This window comes from Rhizobium sp. LjRoot254 (assembly GCF_964254105.1).
Lineage (GTDB): Bacteria > Pseudomonadota > Alphaproteobacteria > Rhizobiales > Rhizobiaceae > Rhizobium_E.
This window is the reverse complement of record NZ_CAXUSM020000001.1, coordinates 3,997,707-4,012,231: the sequence shown is the minus strand read 5'-3', so window position 1 is coordinate 4,012,231 and position 14,525 is coordinate 3,997,707. Positions and strand designations below refer to the sequence as shown.

The following is a 14,525-nucleotide window of genomic DNA, read 5'->3' as shown; positions in this document are numbered from 1 at the left end:
GCGAGCGACCAGCGGTCGGCGCTGGAACCTCCTAACCCCGAACTCATTTCTTGGGTCAATCCGAAATGAAGATCCAATTGTCGGCACGTGAGCAGACGTCCGTTCATTCAAACTGGGTTGGCGGGCGCGATCGTCTCCACTGCCGCCCGCAGCAGCCAAGCTTCGCCGCAGGAGGCGCTCATGCATCGAAATAGCATAACTTCGAAAGACGGGACTCACATTGCCTTCGATCGCTCGGGCGACGGACCTGCGCTCATCCTGGTCGGCGGGGCTCTCAGCGATCGATCGGGATGGGCGCCACTTGCCAAGCTCCTGGCACCACACTTCACCGTGTTCAGCTACGATCGCCGGGGCAGAGGCGATAGCGAAGACACGCAACCATATTCCGTGGAGCGCGAGATCGAAGATCTCGAGGCCCTCATTGATAAAGCTGGCGGAATAACGTTTATCCACGGCCAGTCTTCCGGTGCGGTTCTTGCACTGGAGGTCACGGCCACGCTTCCCGGCAAGGTCCGAAAGCTGTCCCTGTACGAACCACTATTCATTATCGACGACAGCCGTCCACCGCCGCCCCCGAATTTTGTCAGGCAGATCAAGGAGCTGATAGCCGCCAATCGCCGAGGCGACGCCGTAGAGTTCTGGATGACCGAAGTGGTGCTTGCGCCTGCCGAAGCCGTCGCTCAGATGCGAAGCGCGCCAACGTGGCCGGCGCTTGAGGCCGTGGCGCATACCCTGACCTACGACATCGCCGTCCTGGGCGAAAACATGGCAGGCGACCCCCTACCAGCTCAGCAATGGGCAACTGCCACCGCACCCACGCTTGTGATGGACGGTGGGGCGAGCCCGGCATGGATACGCAATTCGGCTCGCACGCTCGCCGATAACCTACCCAATGCTCGGCACCAAACGCTGGAAGGTCAGGCTCACAATGCCGCGCCGGAAGCCCTTGCCCCGGAAATCGAGCGATTCTTCGTTGGTTGAGCGGCCGAAGCCCGCGGCCCCCCGCGAACTTGAAATCGAGCAAATCGAAGGGATAGCAGTCGGAACTGCGTACGGTCGTGGGTAGCCTCACCCGCTCTGCTTCGGGTCCATTGTGTTTTGCGCCTTTGGATAGGCCGAGCTTCTGGCTCCAGCCGGCGAGCCGGGCAGAGAGCCGGGAGAGTGGGCGCGGATTGACGAAATCGCCGTCGACGATCAGCGCTTTGCCGCCCGGCTTCAAGATACAGTACCGCCCTCGAACTCTATCGTCAGATCGAAATCCTGACCTACATGGCCGGACTGGCGAAAAGCAGCGGCATGCTGGTCATGATCGCCCTCCACGATCTCAACCATGCGCTCCGCTACTGCGAACATTCGCTCGTGATCGCCAACGGACGTCTTGCTCGGGATTCACCTCTCGCGGCTGTAATTCAGTCATCTGTTTCCCAGCTCGGTTCAAATTGCTGCGTGAAATCAGCACGCCGCCTGGATTTCCCTGCGGGAAGGCCGTCGGCTTGATCTCGAAGGTGCCGGATCACCGGACGCACGGCTACGCGCGCTGCAACGAACGTCGTCGCGCGGTGGGTGCCTATGACCAGACCTGAAATGCATGAGCAGATCGCAAAGCGCCAGGCTGGCTTGTAGCCATCAGCGCTCCACTGCCGCCGTTCTTCTCAGGCGCGGAACCTCATCATCTGCTTGATTTCCATCGTTCCCATTCTTGTTTTTATGTTTGTCTATGCGCACACTGTACGAAATAAAATATTTGTGTCAATAAAATATTTTATTGCATAAAAGAAAGGCATGAGATGGCGAAGAAGCTGGTCGGAGAGAGTGCCCCGGGGCTGCGTTCCAGGCAGAAGAGCCAGCGTTGGAACGCTATCCTGACCACCGCCAAACGATTGTTCGAACAGAACGGCATCGAGAATACGACGATGGCGATGATCGCTGCGGAGGTTGGCGTCTCGACCCCGACGGTGTTCAACTATTTCGGCACCAGGGACGAACTGTTGCTCGCCATCATTCTCGACGGCCACGTTCGAGCGGTCGAGAGCAACAGGCGCATTCCACGGCGAAGCGGGAAAGGGTTGTCCGCAGATCTCGCCGATCTGCTCGCGCGCTTCACACAATATTCGATGCAGATCTTCAACAAGCCGGTCTGGCGCTATGCCGACTCCGCAGCCATCCGCCAGCCGAAATCGGAGTTCGTCCAGCGTTACGCGCAAATCGACGCGGTGTTGAGGGAGGAAATCGAAAGCGTGCTGAGGAATCAGCCGAGCGTGACGCGCAGGGGAGGCGCCTTCGATACCGCGGCTCTCGCGGCTATCCTCTATAATCATTGGAACGCGCATTACATCGCCTTCATCAAGGACGACGACATGAGTCTCGACAGTCACCTCGGGGCGCTTCTGCCCCAGTTGAGGGAGCTGCTGAGCTTGATCTTTGCAGACGAGTAGGTGCACGGCTATTGGCGTTGGATCGCGAGCGCAAGGCGTCTTTTCGCGGCTCCGAAGCACCGGTCAGAGTGCCGTCCTTGGAGAAAACGTCTCTGATGGTAATGGTTTGTCACAACAAGTGTTGTGGTTAGCGCTAAAACTCAGCCACCCTGCCCCAGACGGAGGCTGCGAGACGCTCCGGTTTGTAGGGAGCAGGGTCGACAAGGGGCCAGCGTCCGGTAACAATATCAGCGATCAAGTGGCCGGCACCCGGACCGATGCCGAAGCCGTGACCGCTAAAGCCGGCTGCGAGAATGAAGCCGGGAATGCTGGGGACTTCGCCAATCGCAGGCACGCCGTCGGGTGTGCTGTCGATATAGCCCGCCCATTTTGAAGCGATCCTGGCCTTCGCCAGACCCGGCAGCAAATGCCGGGCCCGGCGGAGAATTTCGAAGACTGTGCCTTCGTCCACGGCAGGATCAAGAATGCGCATGCGCTCCATCGGCGTTGGTTCGTCGAGCCGCCAGCGGGCGAGCGTTTCGTGTCCCGAACGCCACCCCTCCAGCCCTCCCGGTGCGAGGCTGCGCCAGCGGCGGGCAAGCATCGGCAGGAAGTGTCGGCCAAAACGAATCTGCTGAGGCGTGACGTCGACCCTGGCACGACCGCTGATGGCCAGCGTGTAGCCGCCGTCGGAACGCCGCGTCCCGGAAACCTCAGCCGTGTGTAGAGCGTCGGGCAGGCCCTTCACGCCAGGTTCTACCGACAGGATCGAGGAACGCACGGAGGCCTGCGGAAATCGCACGCCGAGATTATTGCAGAACGAAGAGGCCCATGCGCCTCCCGCAAGAACAGCGAATTTGGTCCGGATAGTGCCTTTTTCGGTAACGACTGCCGATAGCTGGCCACCGCTCGTCTCAATACCACGGGCGGCGCAGTTCTGTAGAACCACTCCGCCTGCCTTGGTGAAAGCGCGCGCTACCGCGGGAGCCGCCTTTGACGGATCAGCCGTTCCATCTGAGGGTGAGAAGACTCCGCCCTTCCAATGCTTGCCCGTAGCGTTGCCGCGCTCGGTGGCTTCGGTGGAAGACAACATGTGCGTCGTCACGCCGACCGTCCGGGCAAAATCGCGCCAGCGCGCCCAACCCGCAAGTTCGTCTTCGTTGTCCGAAAGGTATAGAAGACCACAGCGCCGAAAGCCGGTATCCTCGTCCGTTTCAGCGGCGAATTGATCCCATAGATCAAGGCTCTTGGTGGCAATGGGCAGTTCGCGGGCGTCGCGGTTCTGCTGCCGGCACCAACCCCAGTTCCGGCTTGACTGCTCGGCGCCGATGAGACCTTTTTCGACGAGAACCACTTTAAGGCCGCGCCGGACCAGATAGTAAGCGGCGAAGACGCCGACGATTCCTCCGCCGATGACCACCACATCGGCACTTTCCGGCTGCGAGCTTACAGTTTCGATTCGAACGAGCGGTGCGGGCATATTCATCTCCGTCGAGGCAATGCTATTCTATGGCGAGCCAGAGGAGAACGTTGTCTGCAATTTCACAGCGAACGGAATTTTCTTCCGCAATTGATGCGGAGTACAAGCTTTTATGCCGGCTGGAAGATTCGCCCCAAAAATGGACATCCCGTGCGGCTGTGCTATGCTTCTTCCAGCATAATCTGCTGAGATATTTTTGCGGGCCGCGTGGGGCTCCGGGGGGCTGCATGAAGCTTGATCGTATCGACATCAAGATACTTTACGAATTGCAGAAGAACGGTCGCATCACCAATGTGGAGCTAGCCGACCTCGTCAATCTTTCGGCCAGCCCCTGCCTGATGCGGATGAAGAAACTCCAGGCGGAAGGCTATATCGACGGCTACTCTGCGCATATCAATACCGCAAAGCTTGGCCAGACCATGACAGTCTTCACCGAGGTCACGCTGAAGAACCACCGGCAGATCGATTTTGCCCGCTTCCTCGCCACCATCGAGAAAATCGACTCGGTCATAGAGTGCCACCTGATCTCCGGGGGTTATGACTATCTGATCAAGTTCGTGACCAGCGGCATCGCCGAGTATCAGGAGATCATGGAGCGCCTCACCGATATGGACATCGGCATCGACAAATATTTCAGCTTCGTCGTGCTGAAATCGCCGATCGTCAAATCGCACTTGCCTTTGACCAGCCTGTTCCCGATGTGAACGGAGAAATGGCGATCACCGTCCGGAATAGGCGCGCACCAGCGCCGGATCCTGTTCGAGGCGGTCGAGCCAAGTGGGGTCGAGCTTCGGTACGGAAGAAAAGAGCAATTGCGAATAGGGGTGGCTCGCGCCATTGCCCATCGCCGATGGCGGAAGTTGTTCGATCTTTTCCCCCGCATACATGACGGCGACATCGTCACAGATCGCTTCGACGACCGACAAGTCGTGACTGATGAAGATGTAGGATAGTGAGAGCTCCCGCTGCAATTCCTTGAGCAGGTCGATCACGGCCGCGGCGACCACGGTGTCGAGCGCAGACGTGACTTCGTCACAGAGGATGAGCTTGGGTTCGGCGGCCAGAGCGCGCGCAAAATTGACGCGTTGCTTCTGCCCGCCGGAGAGTTCAGAGGGGCGGCGGTTTTTGAGGCCCTTGGGGAGACGTACCATCTCGAGTAGTTCGTCGATCCGTTTCTCCCGCTTCTCGCCAGCCATGCCGTGATAGAATGTCAGCGGTCTTCCCAGAATGTCGCCGACCGATTTGGCGGGGTTGAGCGCAGTGTCGGCATATTGGAAGACGATCTGCAACTCGCGCAGTTGATCGCGTGTGCGTGCCTTCGCGGCTGGGGCCAACGTCTGTCCATCGAATGTGACTCGCCCGCTGGCGGCTGGAATGATGCCGGCGATTGTGCGTGCGAGAGTCGATTTCCCGCAGCCGGATTCACCGATAATGCCGAGGTTGCGGCCCCGCTCCACCTCGACGCTGACCGAGCGCAACGCCTGGATCATCGGCGTACCGTCGGCCTGGATTGGCCCATAGCCTGCGACTAGGTTCTGGACCTGAAGAATCGCATTGGTTTGCTGCGGCTCGACGAAGACTTGAGCGCGCGCTTCCGGTTTGAACGCACCCAACAGCTGCTTCGTATAGGGGTGCTGGGGTGAGGATAGTATCTGCTCGGTCTTGCCGATTTCCTGGATTTCGCCACCCTTCAGTACGACGATGCGGTCGGCGATCTGGGCCACTACGGCGAGGTCATGTGAAACATAGACGCCCGAGATGCGGCCCGCACGCATCACGGATTTGAAGGCACGAAGCACCTCGATCTGCGTCGTCACGTCGAGCGCGGTGGTCGGCTCGTCGAAAATGACAAGCTTGGGATCGCCGATCAGCGCCATTGCGGCCGACAGCCGCTGCAATTGGCCGCCAGAAACCTGATGCGGATAGCGCGCACCAATCGTTTCGGGATTGGGAAGCGACAGTGCCTTGAACAGTTCGACCGCGCGGATGCGCGCCTGTTCGGGCGGTATCAGGCCATGGATGCGCGTGATCTCGATGACCTGTTCCATGATCGTCTGGGCAGGATTGAAGGCGGCAGCGGCGCTCTGCGGGACATAGGCCACGTCGGTACCGCGAATGCCTGCGCGCTTTCGCTCCGGCAGGCTCGCCATATCCTTCCCATCCAGCATGACAGAGCCACCGCTGATACGACAGCCTGGCCGTGCGTGACCCATCAATGTCAGCGCGATCGTCGTCTTCCCCGATCCGCTTTCGCCAATCAGGGCGACGATCTCGCCTTCCGCAACGTCGAAGCTGACACCGCGGATGATTTCGACGATGCGGCCGGAATCGGTCTTCGCCTCGACCTTCAGATCACGAATTTCGACGAGATTGGCCATCATTCGCTCCGATCGCGGATTTTCTGCGGGAGGTTATCGATCAGCAGGTTGATGCTGACGGTAAGTGTGGCGATCGCAATCGACGGAAAGATCACCGCCGGCGCGCCGAAGGGCAAACCACCGATATTCTCGCGCACCAATGCCCCCCAGTCTGCATAGGGGGGCTGTACGCCGAGACCAAGGAAGGAAAGACCGGACAGCAGCAGCACGATGAAGACGAAGCGCACGCCGAGATCGGCCAGTACCGGTCCGATGATGTTGGGCAGGATTTCCGATGTGACCAGGTAGAGCGTGCCCTCGCCGCGGGCGCGGGCGACGGTGATGAAATCCATCGTGTTGATATTGACGGCAAGGGCGCGCGCGAACCGGAATGACCCGGGCGTATAGATCACCGCGAGTGTCAGGATCAGGACGGGAACGGACGATCCAACCGCTGCCACCACCACCAGGCCGAAAAGCTTGCTTGGAATAGAGTTCATTGCGTCGAGAAAGCGGCTGAGGACAGTGTCGATCCATCCCCCGGAAACCGCTGCGATCATCCCGAGCACGATGCCCGAGAAACATGCGATCGTCACGGCCACAAGCGAGATGCCCACGGTATAGCGGGCGCCCATCAGGATGCGCGAGAGCATGTCGCGACCGAGATAGTCGGAGCCCAGCCAGAACTGCTGGCTCATCGGTCCGAAGTAGTCGAAATCGACGATCTCGCCGACCGGATAGGGGATCAGCCAAGGCGCGAGAATGGCAACCACGGCCCAGAACAGGATCATGGCGAAACCAAGCACGCCAACCGGGTTCACGCGGTAGCCGAACTTGCGGCTTTTTGGATTGTGGGTTTCGACAGTGGTCATCGCAGCCTCGGATTGGCAAGAATGGCAATGATATCCGCAGTGGTGATCAGGATGAGATAGCCGACGCAGAAGATCATCGCGCAGGTTTGAATGAGCGGCAGGTCGCGGGTCGCCACGGCATCGACCATGAGCTTGGCGATGCCTGGGTAGTTGAAGATCGTTTCAACGATGATCACGCCGCCCAGGAGATAGGAAAGAGAAAGAGCGACGGCGTTGACGATGGGACCGAGCGCATTGGGCAATGCATGCTTCAAGACAATGCGGCTCCGCGAAGCGCCCTTCAGCAGCGCCATTTCCGCATAAGGCGTGTTCAGCGTTTCGACGACGGCAGCGCGCGTCATTCGGATCATTTGCGCGGACCCGCTGAAGGTCAGCGTGATCACCGGCATGGCATAGACCCGCAGCATATCGGTGAATGTGTGCGCTTCGTTGGCGAAGGAGATCGCCGGCAGCCATTGCAGATAGACCGCAAAGAACAGCACCGCCGACGTCGCGATCATGAATTCGGGCACGGATATCACGCCGATCGTGAGCACGGTTACGATCCGGTCATAGAGCGTACCGCGCATCATGGCAGAGGTAATGCCCAGCGTCAGTGCAATCGGAACCGAGAACAAGGCCGTGATGCCCGCGAGCTTCATCGAGTTGGCGAAGCGCCCGCCGATCAGATCCGCAATCGGCATGTCGTTGGCATAGGAAATTCCAAAATCGCCGACCAGAAGTCCCGACAGCCAGCGGAGAAAGCGCAGGATTGCCGGATCGTCGAGGTGCATGGCCTTGCGAAGACCTGCCACCGCTTCCGGCGTTGCCGCCTGGCCGAGAAGGATGGACGCCGTGTCGCCGGGAAGCATCGTCGTGGCGAAAAAGACGGCAAACGACACGATGATCAGGGTGATAACGGCGATCAGAAGCCTGCTTGCAATGAGGGACAGGATCGGATTCTTCATATGCATGCTCCCCGTCGACCCGAGGCCGACAGTTTATCACGAATGGGGAGGATGACCGGGAACATTTCTGCTCCCGGTCGCGCGTGTCAGGCTTCGAGCCAGACATATTCCGCGAAGGAATAGCCCATCATGCCGCCGAGCGGGTTTGGCTCGAGACCCTTGAGCTTGGCCGAGATCGCATCGACGTTGGAAAGGTAGGCCGGGATGATCGTGCCGGCTTCCTCCGACACCATGACCTGCATCTCGTTGTAAATTTCCCGGCGCTTCGCCTGGTCGAGCGAGCCACGCGCCTCGATCAGCATGCGGTCGAACTTTTCGGACTTGTACTGGCTCTCGTTCCACGGCGCATCCGACGCATAGAGAAGCGAGAACAGGATATCGGGCGTCGGGCGCGGGTTGATATTGCCGAAGTGGATCGGCGCCTTGAGCCAGTAATTGTCCCAGTAACCGTCGGACGGCACGCGCTGTACATCGAAGGTCATGCCGATTTCGGCGCCGGCGGCCTGGACGATCATCGCCATGTCGACGGCCGAATTGGCGGCGTCGGATGCGATCACGGGGATCGATTGACCGAGAAGGCCGGCCTTTTCGAAATGGAATTTTGCCTTTTCCGGATCGAACGCTTTTGGCTTCAGGTCGGCATTGTAGTAGAAGTTTGCCGGCGATACCGGCTGGTCATTGCCGATTTCAGCCAGACCCCGCAGTGCCGATTTCTGGATCTGTTCGCGATTGATCAGGTATTTCATGCCTTCCACGAAACCCTTCTTGTCGCCCGGCGCCATGTCCATGCGTACATTCAAGTTTGTGTAGTTGCCGGCGGTCGTCTTGGAGAGGACGAAGCCCTCCTTGCCATCGATCAGGCGTACGGAGCGCGGATTGATCGCTGCAGCGAGGTGGATGTCGCCGGACAGCAGCGCGTTGATGCGGGCATTGTCCTCGCTGATGGCGAAGAATTCGAACGAGTCGATATTCGGCCCGTTCGGCTTGAAGTAGTTTTTATTCTTGAGGCCAACCGAGCGAACTCCGGGCTCGAAGACCTCGCGGACGAAGGCGCCGGTGCCATTCGCCTTGGAGAAATCCGCCATGCCATCGGCGACGATCATGAAATGATGCATGCCGAGGATTGTTGGCAGGTCCCCATTCGGGCTGGCGAGCGTGATCTCGACGGTCTGCTTGTCGACGGCCTTGAAGCCCGTCATCTGCTTGGCGATCTTCGCGACCTTCGAGCCAACGGCGGGATCGAGATGCCGCTTGAGCGAGAAGACGACGTCGTCCGCTGTCAAAGGCCTTCCGTCATGGAAGGTCACGCCGCTGCGCAGCTTGACGGTCCAGACCTGGGCGTCCTTGCTTTCGATGGATTCGGCGAGTTCCATCCGCGGCGCACCGTCCTGGCCGATATAGGTCAGCCGGTTGTAGAAGGCGCAACAGCGCACATAGTCAGTCGAAAGCGAAGCCTTGGCGGGATCAAGCGTATCGGCAGTCGATGACGACCAGCCAGCGGCTTTCAGCGCACCGCCGGCAACGGGCGTTGCGGCGACAGCATTCGTTGCGCGGCCGAGCATGATGCCACCGGCAGCCGTGGCAACGCCACCGGCCAACAGCATCTGCAGGAGTTCGCGGCGCGTGGCGCCGCGGCGGAGGGCAGTTTCGACCATGGCGTCGTCAGCGCGGGTCCAGTTCGTAGTCTTGGAGTCGGTCATGGCATTCCCCTTTTGTTGATCTCGATTGCTTTGGCTTCCGGGCTTGTTGCCGCCGGTTTCGCTGGGTTCTGCGCAGGTCGGTCTATGCCGAACTTCCGCCTGCTGTTGCCATTAGTTTCGCGATATTGCCGTGTCGGAGTCGCTGAATGTGCGAAGCGTCGCGGCAGAAAATTGTGAATTTGGAGGCAAAGCAGTATTTCGCCATCCGCTTCGCTCCCTGGTCATACCATCGCCGCACGGACATCGGGGTCCTCGAGTGTCTGGTCCAGTGTCTTGCGTGTCCGATCGACAATCGCATCGATGTCGCGATCGGTGCAGCAGAGCGGCGGCGCATAGCCCAGCACGCCATTGGCGAAAGCGCGAATGACGAGGCCGTTCTCCCAGGCGCGGTCAAAAATCCGGCGGGAGGGGTCGGCCACGGCAGGAAGTGGCGTCTTCCTTTCCTTGTCAGTAACGAGTTCGATGGCCGCCAGCATGCCGCGGCCCCTGATGTCGCCGACGAGTGGATGGTCGCCCAGGCTCTTAAGGCCTTCCATCAGACGGGCTCCCGCTTTGCGGCCGTTCTCCAGCAGGCCGCCCTCGTAGAGACGCAGGACTTCAAGCGCCACGGCAGCACACACGGGGTGGGCCGAATAAGTGTAGCCATGTCCAACCGCAGACGCGCCCGCGCTGTCAGCAATGGTATTGTAGATATGATCGGTCATGAAGACCGCACCCATCGGCACATAGCCTGATGTCAGGCCTTTGGCCACAGTCAGGAAGTCTGGAACGATATCGTCTTCGGCACAGGCAAAAAGCGGGCCTGTGCGGCCGAAGGCGGTGATGACTTCATCAGCGATGAACAGAATGTCGAGTTCGCGGCAGAGATCGCGCATCGCCTTCATCCAGCCCTTGGGCGGCACCAGTACGCCACCCGAGCCCTGGATCGGTTCGGCATAGAATGCTGCAACACGGTCCGCGCCGACTTCCTCGACCTTGCGCCGCAAGGCCATCAGCGAAGCTGCGATGATGGCCTGCGGATCGTCTCCGACCGGATTGCGATAGGTGTAGTGCGTCGGGATCTTGTGCTGCCAGTCGAACGGGATGCCGAATCCGGCATGGAAGGCGGGCAGTGCGGTCAATCCGGCGCCGACGGTCGAGGAGCCGTGATAGCCCTGTTCGAGCGAAATGAACTGGTCTTTCCGAGGCGTGCCTTTTGCATGATGGTAATAGTGAATGAACCGGACGGTGCTGTCGATCGCATCCGAACCGCCAAGCGTGAAATAGACGTGGTTGAGATCGCCCGGTGCGCGTTCGGCAAGCTCGGCAGCCAGCCGGATCGCCGGTTCCGAACCGAGGCCGAAATAGGCAGTTGCATAGGGAAGCTCCCGCATCTGCCGGGCGGCCGCTTCGACAATGCTTTCGTGGCCATAGCCGGCATTCACGCACCAGAGGCCGGCAAAACCATCGACTAGCTGGCGCCCGGTCGCATCGGTCACGGTCGCGCCCGAGGCGGAAGACAGGACCCGCACGCCGAGTCTTTCATGACCGCGATAGGAGGCGACCGGATGAACGAGATGCGCGCGATCGAGTTCTATAAGAGAATTGCTGAGCATCTTTGTCTCCGTTCAGCCGAAAGCCTGATTGGCCAGTGCAAAAGTCTTGGCATGCGATAGCTTCCCTGCCTGGTCGCCCCGCTGCATCGCCGTGCCGCCGCCGACATGGACAAGGCCGCGCTCGACAAGCCAGGACGACAGACCTGAAGCGCCGGTTGTGTCGATGCGAAGAAAGGCGTCGCGTCGGGCCGCAATCTGGAAAAGAATGAGTTTGCGGGCATCCTCAGCATTCTCCGCCACCACCGGGCCGATGACGTCGCCGCGTCCAAAGGAACGGATGGCTGAAAATCCCACCACATATCCGTCGCGCCGGATCACCGCGAAACGTCCGATATTCGCCAGATAGGAAATCAGCCCGCCGCGGTCGGCGCCGAAAGCATCCTGATCGAGGGCGGCGATTTCCGGGAGATGGCCGGGCTGCGCCCGCTCGACATCCACCGGCGCATCAACGGCCGCGCAGAAACCCTGATGTTGCAGAATGGTGCCGACCTGGCGAAACCCCATCTTTTCATAAAGCGGCAGGCCCTCCCGGGTCGCGATAAGTCTGCATGGCATTCCGCGAGCGGCATCAAGGCCCGCTTCCATCAGCCGGCGGCCGAAGCCACGTCCGCGCATGGTTTCGTCGACAACGACCATATTGATGGTGGCGCAATCTGCCCCGTAGCGTGTCGTCAGCGTTGTACCGACGACCTTCTCGTTATCAAGCCCAACGACGCCGGTGCTCAATGCAAGCGCCATTTCCCAATCCGCCAGCCTGTGCGGCCAGCCCGCCTGACGGGAAAGCGCATGCGCGCCCTCGATATGTTGGGTGCCGAACGGCACGATGTCGAGTTGGGTCATTTGCATCGCATGGCTTCCTGCTTCCTTACCGGGAATGATAGCCCCGAGTGAAAAGAAGATCGTCCCGACAAGACGAGGAGGGCGATATCTTTCACCGACTCCGCAGGCATTCACCGCATCTTATGCTGGCACGAAATCTCCCACGACGACGGCAGCGCGTCTTCTACGAATGGAAAGCGCAACTCTCTGCCAAAGGAGACGGAAGATACGGAAGATTCTGCTTCGGCGAGGGCAATTGCGGCCAGCCACGTTGGATGGCCTGTCTTATGATGAGTGAACGACAGTACCTTCGGCATCAGCAAAGGATGAACTCGATGACCCAATTCCGGCCCAAATACATCACCTTCGATTGCTACGGCACGCTCACCAACTTCCAGATGGCCGAGGCTGCCCGTGATCTCTACGGGGACCAGTTGGACGAAGACCGGATGCAGCAGTTCGTAAAGAACTTCGCCGCCTACCGCCTCGACGAGATCATGGGCGACTGGAAGCCCTATAGTGAAGTCGTGCACAACGCCGTCGAGCGGACCTGCCGCAAGAACGGTGTGACATTCCGCGAAGAGGATGCGCGCATGGTCTACGAGCGGGTTCCGACTTGGGGTCCGCATCCCGACGTGCCGGCCGGACTGGCGAAGGTCGCCAAGGAAATCCCGCTTGTGATCCTTTCGAATGCGATGAACTCACAGATCATGTCGAACGTCGAAAAGCTTGGAGCCCCTTTCCATGCCGTCTACACGGCACAGCAAGCCAATGCATACAAGCCGCGTTTCAGGGCCTTCGAATATATGTTCGATATGCTCGGCTGCGGTCCGGAGGACATCCTTCATTGCTCGTCGTCCTTCCGTTATGACCTGATGTCGGCGCATGATCTCGGCATCAAGAACAAGGTCTGGGTCAACCGCGGGCACGAGCCGGCCAATCCCTATTACAGCTATGTCGAGATCAAAAGTATTTCCGGCCTTCCCGGCGTCGTCGGGCTGTAGGCGGAGCACGGCGATGCAGTTCGAATCCTATTGGCACGATACGGCGCCGAAATTTACAGGTGCGCAAAGCAGTTCTGTTGAAGGCGATTACGACGTCGCCGTGATCGGTGGGGGTTTCACCGGGCTTGCCGCGGCGCGGCAGCTCGCCAAATCCGGCGCGCGCGTGGCCGTTCTGGAGGCGAACCATATCGGCTGGGGTGCATCCGGCCGCAATGGCGGGCATCTCAACAATGGGCTTGCCCATAGCTTCATCGCCGCGAAAGCAGAACTAGGAGTCGAACGCGCGGTGGCGCTTTATCGCGCGTTCGATGATTCCATTGATACGATCGAGAGGATCGTCGCGGAAGAAAACATAGATTGCGACTTCCGCCGTGCAGGGAAACTGAAGCTCGCATCGAAGCCACAGCATTTCGCTGCGATCGCCCGGAATTTCGAGGCGGTTCATCGTGAGGTCGATCCGGACACCGCGCTTCTGACGGCGGAAGACCTGAAGGCTGAGATCGGCGCTTCCTTCCATGGCGCGATGCTGTCGAAGAAGAGTGCCATGATGCACATGGGCCGCTATGTCGTCGGCCTGGCTGAGGCGGCCGCCCGGCACGGGACGACAATATTCGAAAACGCCACCGTAACGCGCCACACGATATCAGGAACAAAACACCGGCTGGAGACGCCGCGCGGCACCCTGACCGCCGACCATGTCCTGGTCGCGACGGGCGCCTATACGTCTGGAGCCTCTTTCAACTATTTCCGACGCCGCATAATCGCGGTCGGCAGTTTCCTCATCGCCACCCGCCCTTTGACCGAAGCGGAAGTCGCCGCCACCATGCCGGGCAACCGGACCTGCGTCACCTCCATGAATATCGGCAACTATTTCCGTCTGTCTCCAGATAACCGGCTGATCTTCGGCGGCCGGGCTCGCTTTGCCGCGACGTCCGATCAGCAATCGGACGAGAAGAGCGGCGCCATTCTGCGTGCCAGCCTCGCCCAGATTTTCCCGCATCTAGCCAATGTCGAGATCGATTATTGCTGGGGCGGGCTGGTTGATATGACGAAGGACCGTTATCCCCACGCGGGCTATATCGACGGCGTCTGGTATGCGATGGGCTATTCCGGCCATGGCGCGCAGCTGTCGACGCATCTCGGAATGATCATGGCCGACGCCATTCTCGGCAAGGCCGATCGCAATCCGCTCAAGGGCCTCGAATGGCCCGCCGTGCCCGGCCATTTCGGCAAGCCATGGTTCCTGCCGCTCGTTGGGCTCTACTACAAGGCCCTCGACAGATTTCAGTAATCAGCTCCTCCCAAGCTACCAAACGGGCGCGGATCTCTCGTTCCGC

General features: G+C 59.9%; 13 protein-coding genes. 5 read left to right on the top strand and 8 right to left on the bottom strand.

Annotation, left to right across the window (positions count from 1 at the left end):
- Positions 1-180: 180 nt before the first annotated feature.
- Positions 181-981, top strand: coding sequence for an alpha/beta fold hydrolase (locus ACSQ26_RS19765; protein ID WP_436011855.1), 801 nt, complete (start codon positions 181-183; stop codon positions 979-981).
- A gap of 234 nt (positions 982-1,215) precedes the next feature.
- Here ACSQ26_RS19765 and ACSQ26_RS19760 read toward each other — a convergent pair whose 3' ends face one another.
- Complete coding sequence (locus ACSQ26_RS19760) at positions 1,216-1,353, bottom strand: hypothetical protein (protein WP_436011853.1); 138 nt, start codon at positions 1,351-1,353, stop codon at positions 1,216-1,218.
- Positions 1,354-1,787: 434 nt separating this feature from the next.
- On the opposite strand from ACSQ26_RS19760, the gene ACSQ26_RS19755 reads away from it, so the two are divergent.
- Entirely contained in the window at positions 1,788-2,435 is a 648-nt protein-coding gene (locus ACSQ26_RS19755) for a TetR/AcrR family transcriptional regulator (RefSeq protein ID WP_436011851.1), read from the top strand.
- Between the two features lie 133 nt (positions 2,436-2,568).
- On the opposite strand, the gene ACSQ26_RS19750 is transcribed toward ACSQ26_RS19755, so the two are convergent.
- Positions 2,569-3,894, bottom strand: a complete 1,326-nt coding sequence (locus ACSQ26_RS19750) for an NAD(P)/FAD-dependent oxidoreductase (protein ID WP_436011849.1) — start codon at positions 3,892-3,894, stop codon at positions 2,569-2,571.
- A 227-nt stretch (positions 3,895-4,121) separates the two neighbouring features.
- On the opposite strand from ACSQ26_RS19750, the gene ACSQ26_RS19745 reads away from it, so the two are divergent.
- Positions 4,122-4,598, top strand: coding sequence for an Lrp/AsnC family transcriptional regulator (locus tag ACSQ26_RS19745; protein WP_436011847.1), 477 nt, complete (start codon positions 4,122-4,124; stop codon positions 4,596-4,598).
- 15 nt (positions 4,599-4,613) lie between these two features.
- On the opposite strand, the gene ACSQ26_RS19740 is transcribed toward ACSQ26_RS19745, so the two are convergent.
- The 6 genes from ACSQ26_RS19740 to ACSQ26_RS19715 form a co-directional block, all read right to left on the bottom strand.
- Entirely contained in the window at positions 4,614-6,272 is a 1,659-nt protein-coding gene (locus ACSQ26_RS19740) for an ABC transporter ATP-binding protein (RefSeq protein WP_436011845.1), read from the bottom strand.
- The gene (locus tag ACSQ26_RS19735) at positions 6,272-7,123 is read right to left on the bottom strand and encodes an ABC transporter permease (RefSeq protein WP_436011843.1); all 852 of its coding nucleotides are present in this window, start codon (positions 7,121-7,123) and stop codon (positions 6,272-6,274) included. The genes ACSQ26_RS19740 and ACSQ26_RS19735 overlap by 1 nt, the downstream gene beginning before the upstream one ends.
- Positions 7,120-8,070 (bottom strand): ABC transporter permease, encoded by a 951-nt coding sequence (locus tag ACSQ26_RS19730; RefSeq protein ID WP_436011841.1) that lies wholly within the window; start codon positions 8,068-8,070, stop codon positions 7,120-7,122. Before ACSQ26_RS19730 ends, ACSQ26_RS19735 begins: the two co-directional genes overlap by 4 nt.
- A gap of 86 nt (positions 8,071-8,156) precedes the next feature.
- Positions 8,157-9,770, bottom strand: a complete 1,614-nt coding sequence (locus tag ACSQ26_RS19725; protein WP_436011839.1) for an ABC transporter substrate-binding protein — start codon at positions 9,768-9,770, stop codon at positions 8,157-8,159.
- Positions 9,771-9,991: 221 nt separating this feature from the next.
- Positions 9,992-11,365: an aspartate aminotransferase family protein gene (locus ACSQ26_RS19720; protein WP_436011837.1), complete on the bottom strand. Its 1,374-nt coding sequence runs from the start codon at positions 11,363-11,365 to the stop codon at positions 9,992-9,994.
- Positions 11,366-11,377: 12 nt separating this feature from the next.
- The gene (locus ACSQ26_RS19715) at positions 11,378-12,211 is read right to left on the bottom strand and encodes a GNAT family N-acetyltransferase (RefSeq protein ID WP_436011835.1); all 834 of its coding nucleotides are present in this window, start codon (positions 12,209-12,211) and stop codon (positions 11,378-11,380) included.
- Positions 12,212-12,519: 308 nt separating this feature from the next.
- Here ACSQ26_RS19715 and ACSQ26_RS19710 point away from each other — a divergent pair, with 308 nt between their 5' ends.
- Complete coding sequence (locus ACSQ26_RS19710) at positions 12,520-13,188, top strand: haloacid dehalogenase type II (protein WP_436011833.1); 669 nt, start codon at positions 12,520-12,522, stop codon at positions 13,186-13,188.
- Between the two features lie 13 nt (positions 13,189-13,201).
- Complete coding sequence (locus tag ACSQ26_RS19705) at positions 13,202-14,479, top strand: NAD(P)/FAD-dependent oxidoreductase (RefSeq protein WP_436011831.1); 1,278 nt, start codon at positions 13,202-13,204, stop codon at positions 14,477-14,479.
- The last annotated feature ends 46 nt before the right edge of the window (positions 14,480-14,525 follow it).

Excerpts from the sequence above, each read along its gene's own strand:
- ACSQ26_RS19765 (WP_436011855.1), top strand. The coding sequence starts at position 181 with ATGCATCGAAATAGCATAACTTCGAAAGACGGGACTCACATTGCCTTC.
- ACSQ26_RS19760 (WP_436011853.1), bottom strand. The coding sequence starts at position 1,353 with ATGTTCGCAGTAGCGGAGCGCATGGTTGAGATCGTGGAGGGCGATCAT.
- ACSQ26_RS19755 (WP_436011851.1), top strand. The coding sequence starts at position 1,788 with ATGGCGAAGAAGCTGGTCGGAGAGAGTGCCCCGGGGCTGCGTTCCAGG.
- ACSQ26_RS19750 (WP_436011849.1), bottom strand. The coding sequence starts at position 3,894 with ATGCCCGCACCGCTCGTTCGAATCGAAACTGTAAGCTCGCAGCCGGAA.
- ACSQ26_RS19745 (WP_436011847.1), top strand. The coding sequence starts at position 4,122 with ATGAAGCTTGATCGTATCGACATCAAGATACTTTACGAATTGCAGAAG.
- ACSQ26_RS19740 (WP_436011845.1), bottom strand. The coding sequence starts at position 6,272 with ATGGCCAATCTCGTCGAAATTCGTGATCTGAAGGTCGAGGCGAAGACC.
- ACSQ26_RS19735 (WP_436011843.1), bottom strand. The coding sequence starts at position 7,123 with ATGACCACTGTCGAAACCCACAATCCAAAAAGCCGCAAGTTCGGCTAC.
- ACSQ26_RS19730 (WP_436011841.1), bottom strand. The coding sequence starts at position 8,070 with ATGAAGAATCCGATCCTGTCCCTCATTGCAAGCAGGCTTCTGATCGCC.
- ACSQ26_RS19725 (WP_436011839.1), bottom strand. The coding sequence starts at position 9,770 with ATGACCGACTCCAAGACTACGAACTGGACCCGCGCTGACGACGCCATG.
- ACSQ26_RS19720 (WP_436011837.1), bottom strand. The coding sequence starts at position 11,365 with ATGCTCAGCAATTCTCTTATAGAACTCGATCGCGCGCATCTCGTTCAT.
- ACSQ26_RS19715 (WP_436011835.1), bottom strand. The coding sequence starts at position 12,211 with ATGCAAATGACCCAACTCGACATCGTGCCGTTCGGCACCCAACATATC.
- ACSQ26_RS19710 (WP_436011833.1), top strand. The coding sequence starts at position 12,520 with ATGACCCAATTCCGGCCCAAATACATCACCTTCGATTGCTACGGCACG.
- ACSQ26_RS19705 (WP_436011831.1), top strand. The coding sequence starts at position 13,202 with ATGCAGTTCGAATCCTATTGGCACGATACGGCGCCGAAATTTACAGGT.